The organism is Herbaspirillum autotrophicum, from assembly GCF_001189915.1.
In the GTDB taxonomy this organism is placed as follows: domain Bacteria; phylum Pseudomonadota; class Gammaproteobacteria; order Burkholderiales; family Burkholderiaceae_D; genus Herbaspirillum; species Herbaspirillum autotrophicum.
Map to the genome: position 1 here is coordinate 38,118 of NZ_LFLS01000041.1, position 12,062 is coordinate 50,179.

General features: G+C 59.0%; 10 protein-coding genes. 7 read left to right on the forward strand and 3 right to left on the reverse strand.

The window, feature by feature from the left end:
* The first annotated feature begins 274 nt into the window (after nucleotides 1-274).
* The 4 genes from AKL27_RS23760 (at nucleotide 275) to AKL27_RS23775 (ending at nucleotide 4,880) form a co-directional block, all read left to right on the forward strand.
* A complete protein-coding gene (locus tag AKL27_RS23760; RefSeq protein ID WP_050465356.1) occupies nucleotides 275-1,972 on the forward strand; it encodes an enoyl-CoA hydratase-related protein in 1,698 nt (565 codons plus the stop codon).
* An 83-nt stretch (nucleotides 1,973-2,055) separates the two neighbouring features.
* Entirely contained in the window at nucleotides 2,056-3,228 is a 1,173-nt protein-coding gene (locus tag AKL27_RS23765) for an acetyl-CoA C-acetyltransferase (protein ID WP_050465357.1), read from the forward strand.
* Nucleotides 3,229-3,251: 23 nt separating this feature from the next.
* Nucleotides 3,252-4,010 carry a 3-hydroxyacyl-CoA dehydrogenase gene (locus AKL27_RS23770; RefSeq protein WP_050465358.1) on the forward strand — a complete coding sequence of 253 codons (759 nt, stop codon included), beginning with the start codon at nucleotides 3,252-3,254 and terminating at the stop codon, nucleotides 4,008-4,010.
* Between the two features lie 237 nt (nucleotides 4,011-4,247).
* Nucleotides 4,248-4,880, forward strand: a complete 633-nt coding sequence (locus AKL27_RS23775) for a TetR/AcrR family transcriptional regulator (RefSeq protein ID WP_050465359.1) — start codon at nucleotides 4,248-4,250, stop codon at nucleotides 4,878-4,880.
* Nucleotides 4,881-5,195: 315 nt separating this feature from the next.
* Here the strand turns inward: AKL27_RS23775 and AKL27_RS23780 are convergent, their stop codons facing one another.
* From AKL27_RS23780 to AKL27_RS23790, 3 genes are all read right to left on the reverse strand, one after another.
* Nucleotides 5,196-6,080, reverse strand: a complete 885-nt coding sequence (locus AKL27_RS23780; RefSeq protein ID WP_050465360.1) for a MaoC/PaaZ C-terminal domain-containing protein — start codon at nucleotides 6,078-6,080, stop codon at nucleotides 5,196-5,198.
* Between the two features lie 12 nt (nucleotides 6,081-6,092).
* Nucleotides 6,093-7,757 carry an AMP-binding protein gene (locus AKL27_RS23785; RefSeq protein ID WP_083439259.1) on the reverse strand — a complete coding sequence of 555 codons (1,665 nt, stop codon included), beginning with the start codon at nucleotides 7,755-7,757 and terminating at the stop codon, nucleotides 6,093-6,095.
* 152 nt (nucleotides 7,758-7,909) lie between these two features.
* On the reverse strand, nucleotides 7,910-9,121 hold the full coding sequence (locus AKL27_RS23790) for an ABC transporter substrate-binding protein (RefSeq protein ID WP_232311088.1): 1,212 nt from the start codon (nucleotides 9,119-9,121) through the stop codon (nucleotides 7,910-7,912).
* A gap of 425 nt (nucleotides 9,122-9,546) precedes the next feature.
* On the opposite strand from AKL27_RS23790, the gene AKL27_RS23795 reads away from it, so the two are divergent.
* The 3 genes from AKL27_RS23795 to AKL27_RS23805 form a co-directional block, all read left to right on the forward strand.
* Nucleotides 9,547-10,317, forward strand: coding sequence for an enoyl-CoA hydratase-related protein (locus AKL27_RS23795; RefSeq protein WP_050465361.1), 771 nt, complete (start codon nucleotides 9,547-9,549; stop codon nucleotides 10,315-10,317).
* 114 nt (nucleotides 10,318-10,431) lie between these two features.
* A complete protein-coding gene (locus tag AKL27_RS23800) occupies nucleotides 10,432-10,884 on the forward strand; it encodes an acyl-CoA thioesterase (protein ID WP_050465362.1) in 453 nt (150 codons plus the stop codon).
* Between the two features lie 43 nt (nucleotides 10,885-10,927).
* Nucleotides 10,928-12,062 (forward strand): iron-containing alcohol dehydrogenase (locus AKL27_RS23805; RefSeq protein WP_050465363.1); only part of this gene is annotated, 1,135 nt, incomplete at its 3' end.

Below are 12,062 nucleotides of genomic sequence, written 5' to 3' on the forward strand. Positions count from 1 at the left end.
ATTGTCGTTCTGACATAAATATAGACACGTGAAGCCGGCGCAAGTGTGTCGCGATTGGGTGCCGGGCGTGAAAGCACAATGCATTGCATGGGGCATGCATGCGCCGTTGCGGCTTGAATCAAATTGAAATTGAATATAAAGTATGTTTTAATACTTGATAGTAATTTAAAAGACTTTAAATTTAATTCGTGCTGATCGATGCGTCTGTGCAGGCAGTTTCAAGCCGCCGAGATCCGTTGCGTGAATGCCAACTACCTCTAATTCATCACAATTCATGTCACATTCGCCGAACGCAGCATCCCGCATCCATTTCATCAAGATCGACAACGCCCCTGTCAACGGACTCAATTACGCGGTCCGGCAACATATCGTTGCCGGGCTCGACGCCGCGCAGCAGGACGACACCGTCACGGCCGTGGTGTTGATGGGTGCCGGCAAGGTATTTTCCGGTGGCGCCGATATGCGCGAATTCGGCACGTCGATGGAAGCCGCTGAGCCGCATCTCAATACAGTGATTGCCCGTCTGGAAAATTTCCCCAAACCGGTAATTGCGGTATTGCACGGCGTGGCAATGGGCGGCGGCCTGGAATTGGCGATGGGCTGTCACTACCGCCTGACGACTGCCAACTGCAAGATCGCACTGCCTGAAATCAAGCTGGGATTGATGCCCGGCGGCGGCGGGACGCAACGCTTGCCGCGGTTGACGAACAGAGAAATGGCGTTGGCGGTGATTGTGTCGGGCGACGTTTTCCAACCCTCGTGGTTTGCCGATACCGCGCTGTTCGATGGCGTGATCGATGACGGCGACGCGGCTGCACTGGAAGCCCAGGCGCTTGCCTTTGTCAGCGCACTCGGCACACCGGCATCGTTGCCGCGCACCTGCCATCGCGCTGTCGACATCGACGCCGGCGGCGCGGCATTGCAGGCAGCGAAGCTGGCCGGGCAAGCAACCGCGCATTGGTATCCGGCGCCGCTGAAATGCATCGAGGCGATTGAGGCCAGCGCCCAGTTGTCATTTGCAGAGGGGCTGGCACTTGAGCGCACGCTGTTTCTGTCCTTGCTGGAAAGCGACACATCGAAAGCGTTGCGCTATCAGTTTTTTGCCGAGCGCGCAGTCGGCAAGATCCGCGATCTTCCCGCCGCAGCGGCAACGCCGGTGGTGTCGGCGGCCGTGATTGTCGGTGCCGGCGACAGCGGGGATTATCTGCAGGACATGCTGGTACGCGCAGGAATTGCGACGCAGCGCATCGCAGTCGGTGAGCTTGGCGATGCATCCAAACAGGAGGCACTGGCCGCCGCCGATGCCGTTTTCTGCGGTGAAGCTGAGGCTGCCGGCAACCCCGTGCCATTGTTTCAGGCGCTGGAAAAGCAAGTGTCAGCGTCTTGTTTGCTGGTCAGTCTGTCGCACGGCGATCTGCTTGATCGGGTGGCGGCCGAGGTGGCACGACCCGCGCATATCGCCGGCCTGTACCTGGGCCTGCCAGGTGACAAATTGCCGGTCATTGAAATCATTCGCAGCCGGGCTACTGCAGCGCAGACTGCAGCGGCATTGATGGCGCTGTGCAAGCGCTTGCGTAAGACCGGCATCGTGGCGCCGGCGTGCAGCGGCTTTATCGGTCCGCGTTTGCTGGCAACGCTGATGCAGCATCGAAAGATCATGGTCGAAGCCGGCGTAGCAGAACGCGCGATTGATCAGGCATTGCGCGAATTCGGCTTTCTGGAAGGACCGTGCTTGCGCAGCGACACTGCGGTCGAAAATGATGCGCCGGCGCCATCGGGGAAACCTGTCGCGGCACGCGATATCGCGGCTGACATTACTCGTGCCCTCGGTGACGAAGCGGCATCGCTGCTGGCGGAATCCGATCTGGTCACGGCCGCCGATATCGATATGGTGTTCACCAAAGCCTATGGCTTCCCGCGCCATCGCGGCGGCCCCGTTTACCACCGAAAAATGCAACAGATCGTCAGCTGAATCAGCGCCGGGCCGGCGCGTCCGGCAGCGGCGATGCGCGCATCCATTTCACGAATACATTTCACAACATCAAGGAGATTTTCATGGCTGAAGCCTATATCGTCGCCGCCGTCAGAACTGCCAGCGGACGCCGCAACGGACGTTTGTCGGGCTGGCATCCGGCCGATCTCGCAGCACAGACGCTGGACGCACTGGTTGACCGCACCGGCATTGATCCGGAACTGATCGACGACGTCATCATGGGTTGCGTGGGGCAGGCCGGTGAACAGGCACTCAACATCGGACGCAATGCAGTGTTGGCATCGAAGTTGCCGGAAAGTGTTCCCGGTACCAGCATTGACCGCCAATGCGGCTCTTCGCAGCAAGCCTTGCACTTTGCGGCGCAGGCAGTGATGTCGGGCACCATGGATATCGTTATCGCAGCCGGCGTCGAGAGCATGAGTCGGGTGCCGATGGGAACCGCCACTGACTTCCTGCAGAAAAACGGCTTCGGCAGTTTCATGAGCCCGGCCATGCAGGCCCGTTATCCGGGCAAACGTTTCAGTCAGTTCGATGGTGCCGAACTGGTCGCGCAAAAATATGCCTTGCAGAAAGACGCGATGGATCGCTTCGCGCTGGAAAGCCATCGCAAGGCGGCAGCGGCAACCCAGGCAGGCTTGTTTGCCAATGAAATCACACCGGTCGAGATCCGGCTGGAAAACGGCGACAGCGAATGGCATCAGACCGATGAAGGCATCCGTTACGACGCCAGCCTGGAATCGATCGCCAAGGTCAAGCTGTTGTCAGAAGGGGGCACCGCCACGGCGGCCTCGACCAGCCAGATCAGCGATGGCGCAGCGGCGTTGCTGATCGTCAACGAAGCCGGTCTGAAGAAGCTCAATGTCGCGCCGCTGGCACGCATCCACCATATCGGCCTGTTGGGTCACGATCCGGTGATCATGCTGGAGGCGCCGGTGCATGCCACGCTGAAGTCGCTCAAAAAAGCCGGCATGACGATTGACGATATCGATCTGTTCGAAGTCAACGAAGCCTTTGCTTCGATTCCGCTGGCATGGTTGCAAGGCACCGGCGCCGATCCGCAACGGCTCAATGTCAACGGCGGCGCCATCGCGCTGGGGCATCCGCTCGGCGCCAGCGGCGCGCGTCTGATGACGACACTGGTCAATGCCCTGCATCAGAAGCAAAAACGTTTCGGCCTGCAAACCATGTGTGAACTGGGCGGGCTGGCGAACGTGACGATTGTCGAGCGTCTTTAACATTTAAACAGGATACGAATAACATGCAAATCGAACATCAGGTATTTATCGTCACTGGCGGCGCTTCCGGGCTGGGTGCAGGAACCGCGCGCATGATCGTGGAGCAGGGCGGCAAGGTCGTGATTGCCGACCGCGATGCGGTCAAGGGCGAGCAACTTGCCAAGGAATTGAGCCAGACCTTTGTCCAATGTGACGTGTCGTCGGAAGCCGACGGCATGGCGGTGATCGCCGCAGCCACTGCGCTTGGCACTGTGCGCGGTCTGGTCAATTGCGCCGGCATCGCCGGTCCGGAGCGGATTCTCGGCAAGAACGGGCCGCACAGCCTGGAAACTTTCAGGAAAATCGTCACGGTCAATCTGATCGGCACGTTCAACATGACGCGTCTGGCAGCGGAGGCAATGAGCCGCAATGAACTGACGGCCTCCGGCGAACGCGGCGTGATCATCAACACCGCATCGGTTGCCGCGTATGACGGCCAGATCGGCCAGACAGCGTATGCCGCGTCCAAAGCCGGGATTGCCGGCATCACCTTGCCGATTGCGCGTGATCTGGCGCGCAGCGCGATTCGTTGCATGACCATTGCGCCGGGTATTTTCGCCACGCCGCTGTTGATGGAATTGTCGGAAGAAGTGCGCCAGAGCCTGGCGGCATCGGTACCGTTTCCGTCGCGTCTCGGTACGCCGCAGGACTACGCCTTGCTGGTGCAGCAAATCATTCTCAATGAAATGCTCAATGGTGAAGTGATCCGTCTCGACGGCGCGATCCGGATGGCGCCAAGGTAATGCCGCCGGGCATCCATATCCGGGTGCCATGCCGGCCCGCCTGAACGGTGGCCGGCGCGTTTGCGGAATGCCACGAAATGCCTGTATCCGGCGCTGTACAGCCGTTCTATGTGTTAACATTACGCGCGGAACGCAGAGCGAAAAACAAGCTGATCCTTGCCTGGCCGATGAAGCTGAGTCAGCGTCGCCACCGGTCCTTCATTAATCATGCGACACCACACAATACGGAAATAACAGATGGCGAAAGTCAAAGGAACGCGTTGGCAGGGAGAAGTCAGCTCGGTCGAAGAGCAGCATCAGCACAAACGGCAGATCGTCCTGCGGGAAGCTGGTCGCCAGTTCAGCGCCAACGGCTTCCACAATACCTCTCTGGATCAGATTGCCGCGCAGCTCGGCGTGACCAAGACTTCGGTTTATCATTATTTCAAAAACAAGAACGAAATCCTGCTGGCTTGTTTTGATGTCGGCTTTACGCTGACCGAACAGGCGCTGGATACCGCCGCCGCAGCAGGCGGCACCGGACTCGAGCAGGTGCATCGTTTCGTGCTGGTGTATTCGGAAACGATACTGGCCGAACTCGGCGCCTGCGCCGCCTCGCTGGAACTGAAGTCAGTGCCGGCCAGCGAACTGGAAGCCATCATCGAACGCAAGCGCCTGTTTGACAAACGCCTGCGCGCCATGGTCGCGGCCGGGATCGAAGATGGCAGCATCGCCAACATTTCGCCACTGATCGCGGTCAACTGGGTGATGGCGGCCACCAACAATCTGCCGCGCTGGTTCCAGCCCAACCGTGAATTGTCTGCCCACGATGTCGCCCTGAGTTATGCCGACATGGCAAAACGCATGTTGACCTCGGGCAATCAGGAATAAACGACCACCGGCAAACCTGCCGGTATTCCGGTCGCAGCAGCATCGTCATCATCAAGCCGGCAGCACAGCTTTCCAACCCGCTGCCGGTCTGTCACACGCCGTTCTGGCGTTGACCCGGCCATCACTCATGCCCAATTTACTGCCGGACAATCGTCAATGCCGCAGCGCGGTTTTTCGCGCCCGGGTCGGGATCTGTTGCAAGTGGCGGGATGTATTGGAGAGAAATGAAGACGTCAGGAGCACGCAGGATGCGTGGCGCCGTCCTGCACGCAGTCGATGGAATCAGCCGGCGCCGGCTGATTCCGGGCCGCCGGTTCAGGCGGGGGCGATAACGGCGACGCCGTGGGAGACGGCCAGTTCGCCGTTGCGTTGACGGACGGCGAATTCAATGTCATCGCCGGCGCTGCGCGCATGTTCCACGTACAAGCCGGGATCGGTGCCGACCATGCCGGAGAAGCGGCCGCCGAAACGTTTGATGCGCGCCGGATCACCGCCTGCATGGGCACGCGTGATTGCCAGACAGGCCGCCGACCAGGTCCAGGTGCCGTGCAAGATGATGTCATCGAGTCCGGCGACGACGGCGGCTTCACGTTCGGTATGAATCGGGCTCCAGATGCCGCTGCATTCGGTATAGATGTGGCTGGTTCCCGGCGTGACCGGGATTGCGGTTTGTTCTGCTGCGCTGCTTTCGACGCCGGACTTGGCGCGCAGACGCGGCGCCGGCTGGCCGTCGGCGGTGGTAACGGACAGGCCGCGATACAGCGAACCATACCAACTTTCGGCTACCGCTTCGCCGGTGGTGGCGTCGCGTGTGGCGATATGGCTGGTCACCAGTGCGCCGCTCGGCAACTGGCTGATGTGGCTGATGGTCAGCACCGATTCCAGCGTCTGGCCGGCGCGCATCGGCTGATGGAACGTCGTGTCTTGAAAGGCGTGAATCCAGACGCTCAGCAACAGGTCGGGACGCATGCCGATGGCTTCCAGATAACTCTGGTCGAACAGCAGCGGCGACTCGATGGCGCAAATGAATCCGGGAGTGGCAATCAGTCCGCCGGCGCGCAGATCATCGTAGTAGATGTCTTCAGTGGCACCCACCGCTGCTGCATATGCCAGCAAGCGACGTTTGCTGACCACGGTGGTGGCGCGCACCACTTCATAGCCAACCATGTCGGCACGGATCACGGTTTCGTTTTTCTGCATCAGTTGCACAGCCTATCCCTTCAGTGAATCACGTTTGACTGAAAATCCTTCGCGTTCCCGATCCCATGCGCTGGCGCGCAGATTCTGCGAACGCAGTACGTGCTTTTCAACCTTGGCAGTGGACGTCTTCGGCAGTTCAGCGATTTGATGAATGTAGCGCGGCACCATGAAGTAGGGCAGGCGTTCCTGCAAGAAGCCCAGCAGCTCTTCGTTGCGCACGGTGTGGCCGGGTTTGGCAACGATGACGGCCAGTACATCTTCTTCTCCCATATCGCTGGGAACGCCGATCACGGCGGCCTCGAATATGCCGGAGAAGGCCAGTACTTCCGCTTCCACTTCAAATGACGAGATATTTTCTCCGCGCCGGCGAATCGAATCCTTGACCCGGTCGATGAAGAAATAATTGCCGTCGGCATCGACCCGCATCACGTCACCGGTATGGAACCAGCCGTTACGCCACGCGCTGGCGGTCGCTTCCGGATTCTTGTAATAACCGTGCGACATGGTCCATGGCAATTCGCTGCGCAAGACCAGTTCGCCCGGGCTGCCGAGCGTAACTTCGCAATCGTGCTTGTCGACCAGACGGGCTTGTATGCCGGGGCGCACTTTGCCGCAGGAGCCGCGCACTACCGGATTGTCTTCCGAACGCAACGGACAGGACACCTCGCTCATGTTGAACACGGTGTAAACATTGAAGCCGAAACGCGCCGACATGGCCGGCGCATCCAGTTCGAGCGGCACCACCATCACGCGTCGCAGGAAATGGTCGCGGTCGCTGTCCTGTTCCGGCGAGCGCATCAGGAATCCGGCCATCGATCCCAGCAAGATGCAGCAGGTCGCACCGAGTGCTTTGCCGGTCTGCAGGAAGGTATCGGTCTTGAATGGCCCCATCAGGGCGATCGAGGCATCGCGTGCCAGTGCGCCGTACACCACCAGCGTGGCAGCGACGTGAAACAGCGGAATGTTGACCAGGTAGCGGTCGCTTGCTTCGATGCCGTAACAGCATTCGTAGCCCATCGAATACAGATGATAGTAGGTCGACAGTACGCCTTTGGATGGGCCGGTAGTACCCGAGGTATAGCAAATCGCTTGCACGTCCCACGGCTTGAGGCCGGCCACCGGCAGCGCCTCGTCAGCATCAAGGTCAAGCGTGTCGAGCGATCTCAGTTCCAGCCCGGCAGCGGCAAAGCGGCCGGCATCAGCGGCGGCTTTGCCGGCGCTGGTATAGATGATCTTGAGCTGGCTCAGATTGGTGAGTTCCAGCAGACGGTCAGCGAGTTCGGGGTGGCACAGCATGACCTTGGCATCGGAGTTGCCAATCACGTGTTCCAGCACGCCGCCCTTGTATGCAGTATTGATCGACACGCAGACCGCGCCGACCGCATTGAGTGAAAACCAGGTATTGAGTGCGAGTTTGCCATTGGGCATCCAGACCAGCACTTTGTCGTCCCGCGCAATTCCCGCCTGCTGCAGACCGGTACCCATGCGGCGCATGTGATCCAGCGCCTGCTGGTTGGTCCAGCTGCTGAGGTCTTCGAAAACGACCAGCGTTTCATCGGGTTGCTCGCGCGCGCGTCGCGCCACAATATAGGGCAGGACGCAGATGTCATCGGCGGGAATGCGGGCCACTGCGCCGGACACTTCGTGGGGGATTGCAGCAGGGTTAATGCCATCCATTTTTTATCTCTTTTCTCTCTACCTGCCGGTGTTGTCTGGACTGCCGGCTGTCACTCAATGCTGATTTTTACCGGTGCTTCACCTTCCGTGGCGCAGACTATACCAGCGGTATCGTCTGCGCTGCGGGAGGCTGTCCGTTACAGCGCAATCTGTTATTGCTTGATATAGGAACAGCCGCCTTCTTTGAGCGACTTGTATGCCGTTGCTCCGGGTGTGGTGCTGACCAGCTTGTACAGGTCCCACGGGCCTTTCGACTCGGCCGGGGTCTTGGTCTGGAACAGATGCACATCGCGCAGCACGCGGCCATCTTCCCGCACCTTCACGTTTTTGCCCATGGCGTCGTTGACCGGTAGCGCCCGTATTTTATCCGCAACCACTTTCGGATCATCGGATTTTGCTGCTTCGGTCGCTTTCAGGAAATGCAGCACCGCACTATAGACGCCGATTTGCGTCATGGTTGGCATCTTGTTGGTTTCCTTGAAGAAGCGCGCCGACCAGGCGCGGGTGTCGGCATTCAGATCCCAATAGAAAGGATCGGCCAGCAACAGACCTTGTGCCGTTTTCAAGCCCAGGCTGTGAACGTCGGTCAGATAGATCACCGGTACCGCCAGACGTTGTCCGCCTGCCACCAGACCGAAATCGCGCGCTGCCTTGATGACGGTAATCGTATCGCCACCGGCCGTTGCCACGCCGACGATTTTTGCTTTCGAGGCCTGGGCTTGCAGTACGAAGCTGGACGCATCCGAGCTGTTGATCGGCATCTTGACCGAACCGACGACCTTGCCGCCGGCCGCGACTACGGCAGCGGTGGTGTCACGCTGCACGGCTTGTCCGAAATTGTAATCGGCGGCTACAAAGAACCAGCTGTCGCCGCCGTTGGCAACCACTGCTGAACCCACGGTCTTGCCCAGCGAATAGCTGTCATAAGCCCAGTGGAAACCGGTCGGCGAACATTGCGAACCGGTCAGGTCGGAACTGGCAGCGCTGGTCACGATATCGATCTTGCCGAGACTGCGCGATACGGTGCGCACGGCATTTGCCACCGCCGAATTGCCGAGGCCGGTAATCAGCTTGACGTCGTCTTTCTGATACCACTCACGGGCCTTGGTAGAAGCGACGTCGGCCTTGTTCAGATGGTCAGCGGTGATCAGTTCGATTGGACGGCCCAATACCTTGCCGCCAAAATCCTCAACCGCAAATTGCGCCGCCACTACCGAACCGCGGCCGGTGATGTCGGAGTACAGGCCCGACATATCTTCCAGCACGCCGATGCGAAACGGTTCGGCGGCATGCGCGCTGCCGATTGCCGAAAAAATCAAAGCAGTGGCTATCGCAATCCGCGACATCTTGTTGTTCTTTTGCAAGGTTATCTCCTGTGACAATGATTGAAGGTGAAGTCTCGACAGACTTTTGTAATTTTTTCTGTGCAATCGACTCAACTCGAATTTGCTGTGCCTGTGCCATTCAGCGCTCTTTGCGAACCTCTTTCAGGTGGCTGGGAATATGCTCTTTGAGTTGAATTTGAATCCATATTAACATAATAGATTCTTAAGTCAATTCATCAAATTGAACGTGAGACAGTACTTTTCAATCCCTTGTAAGTCAGATGGATGTTGGGGTGCACAAAAACATGATGGATTTATTTGAATCTATAGTATGTTATTTATAATCAAATTCAATTATAGTAATATGAATTCAATTTGCGGAGGGGTCAGATGCTTTTATTGGAAAAATGCGATGCCGGTATGGCACCAGGATTGACGACAATTTTTGCGTGCGGAGGGAAGTGATGTCTGCGTATGAACATATCCTGGTTGAAAGAATCGGTCCGGTCGGCGTCATCACGTTAAACCGGCCGCGCGCGCTCAATGCACTGTGCGATGGACTGATCGCCGAGATGGTGCAGGCGTTTGACGTCCTGGAAGGTGACCGCGAGGTCCGCTGCCTGATCCTGACTGGCGGCGAGAAAGTGTTTGCCGCCGGCGCCGACGTATTTGAAATGCTGGACAAGACCTACATCGACGCCTATCTCAGCAATTTTGTCGCGCACGACTGGGAGCGCATTTCGCGTTGCCGCAAACCGGTGATCGCGGCAGTGGCGGGCAAGGTGCTGGGTGGTGGTTGCGAGTTGGCGATGATGTGCGATTTCATTCTTGCCGCCGACAACGCCTCCTTTGGCGTGCCGGAAATTACCGTCGGGACCATCGGCGGCATTCAGCGTCTGACACGGTTCATCGGCAAATCAAAAGCCATGGAAATGATTCTGAGTGGTTCGCAAATCGATGCCGCCACCGCAGAACGGGCGGGTCTGGTATCGCGCGTGGTACCAGCGGCCGATCTCATGGGTGAAGCGCTGGCCTGTGCCAACCGCATCGCCGGCATGTCACTGCCAATCGTCATGATGGCCAAGGAATGCGCCAACCGTGCCTTTGAAAGCACACTGGCAGAAGGCCTCAATTTTGAACGCCGGGTATTCCATGCCACGTTTTCGACCGCCGACCGGCGTGAGGGCATGCAGGCGTTCTGCGAGCGCCGGCCGCCGGTATTTCAGGATCGCTGACGATATCTTCAGCGTGCGGGCCGACCGCTGCCGTTGCATCGCCGCCGTGGTTCATGCTTGAACCCCGGCAGCCAGTCCGGTACAGTGCGCTGACCAAATCACAAGGAAAAATCAATGCAGGAGCACCCCCTCGTTCAGCGCGACACGGCGCGCGCGGCATTCCCCCGTTTTGTCAGCCTGTCAACGCGCTGGATGGATAACGACATCTATGGTCACGTCAATAATGTGCATTACTATAGCTACTTCGACACGGCGGTTAACAGTTTCCTGATCGAGCAGGGCGTACTCGACATTCACCACGGCGAGGTCATCGCCTTCGTAGTCGAAACCGGCTGTACTTATTTTGGACCGGTGGCGTTTCCCGACACGGTGCACATCGGATTCCGGGTCGTCAAGCTGGGCAATTCCAGTGTGCGCTATCAGTTGGCGCTCTATCGAAATGACGATCAGGTGCCGGCTGCCGCCGGACATTTCACGCATGTCTACGTGGAGCGCGCCAGCGGCCGCCCGGTGGCGATTCCGGACGCCGTGCGGCAAGTGCTCGCGGCGGCCATGGTCGCTGCCTGAAACCCGACATCGATATTTTTCATTTTTTGCTGCAAAGGTTCCTATGATCAATTTTTCATTTCAGACCGTCCCCAAACTGATAGTCGAATATGGCGCGTGTCGCCGGCTGGGCGCATTGCTGCGGCAGCACTTCGATCTCACCCGCGTCAGCCTGGTGACCGATGCGTTCCTGCACCGCAGCGGCTTGTTGCAACCGGCGCTGGATAGCTTGCGCGCAGACGGCTGGGAAGTGTGCGTCATCGATGAAGTGGTGGCCGATCCGCCGGAAGCGGTCGTGTTGGCCGCTGCGGCCCGCTCCCGCGGCTTCGGCGCGGAACTGATTGTCGGTCTGGGCGGTGGTTCGTCGATGGATGTCGCCAAGCTGATCGCCGTGCTGGCCAGCGATCAGCAACCGCTGGCCGCGATGTATGGCATCGACAAGATCACGGCCGCGCGCTTGCCATTGGTGCAGATTCCGACGACGGCGGGAACCGGCTCCGAAGTGACGCCGATATCCATCGTGACGACCGGTGAAAATACCAAGGCGGGCGTAGTATCGCCGCAACTCTACGCCGATCTGACGCTGCTGGATGCCGAGTTGACGTTGGGATTGCCGGCCAACATCACGGCCGCCACCGGCATCGATGCCATGGTGCATGCGATTGAAGCCTATACCAGCCGTGTGCGTAAAAATCCTTTGTCCGACATGCTGGCGCGCGAGGCGCTGCGGCTGTTGTCCGGCAATTTGCTGGCGGCGTGCCAGGACGGTGCCAATCGCGAAGTGCGGGAAGCCATGTTGCTCGGCGCCACGCTGGCCGGCCAAGCCTTTGCCAATGCCCCGGTGGCAGCGGTGCATGCGCTGGCATACCCGATTGGCGGTATCTTCCACGTGCCGCATGGATTATCCAATTCGCTGGTGTTGCCGCATGTGTTGCGCTTCAATTTGTCGGCAGCGGCACCGTTGTATGCCGAAATTGCCGATGTGATCTTGCCGGCCAACAGCGGCGGCAGCGTCGAGGCGCGGGCGCAGGGATTGATAGCGTGGGTCGAAAAACTGGCGCAGCAGACCGGCATTGAGCGCTCCTTGCGCCAAGTCGGTATCGGTGCCGGCGACCTGCCACGACTGGCGGAAGGCGCCATGTTGCAGACACGCTTGCTGGTCAACAATCCGCGTGAAGTCAGTTTTGATGATGCGCTGG

Excerpts from the sequence above, each read along its gene's own strand:
- AKL27_RS23760 (WP_050465356.1), top strand. The coding sequence starts at position 275 with ATGTCACATTCGCCGAACGCAGCATCCCGCATCCATTTCATCAAGATC.
- AKL27_RS23785 (WP_083439259.1), bottom strand. The coding sequence starts at position 7,757 with ATGGATGGCATTAACCCTGCTGCAATCCCCCACGAAGTGTCCGGCGCA.
- AKL27_RS23765 (WP_050465357.1), top strand. The coding sequence starts at position 2,056 with ATGGCTGAAGCCTATATCGTCGCCGCCGTCAGAACTGCCAGCGGACGC.
- AKL27_RS23780 (WP_050465360.1), bottom strand. The coding sequence starts at position 6,080 with ATGCAGAAAAACGAAACCGTGATCCGTGCCGACATGGTTGGCTATGAA.
- AKL27_RS23795 (WP_050465361.1), top strand. The coding sequence starts at position 9,547 with ATGTCTGCGTATGAACATATCCTGGTTGAAAGAATCGGTCCGGTCGGC.
- AKL27_RS23775 (WP_050465359.1), top strand. The coding sequence starts at position 4,248 with ATGGCGAAAGTCAAAGGAACGCGTTGGCAGGGAGAAGTCAGCTCGGTC.
- AKL27_RS23800 (WP_050465362.1), top strand. The coding sequence starts at position 10,432 with ATGCAGGAGCACCCCCTCGTTCAGCGCGACACGGCGCGCGCGGCATTC.
- AKL27_RS23770 (WP_050465358.1), top strand. The coding sequence starts at position 3,252 with ATGCAAATCGAACATCAGGTATTTATCGTCACTGGCGGCGCTTCCGGG.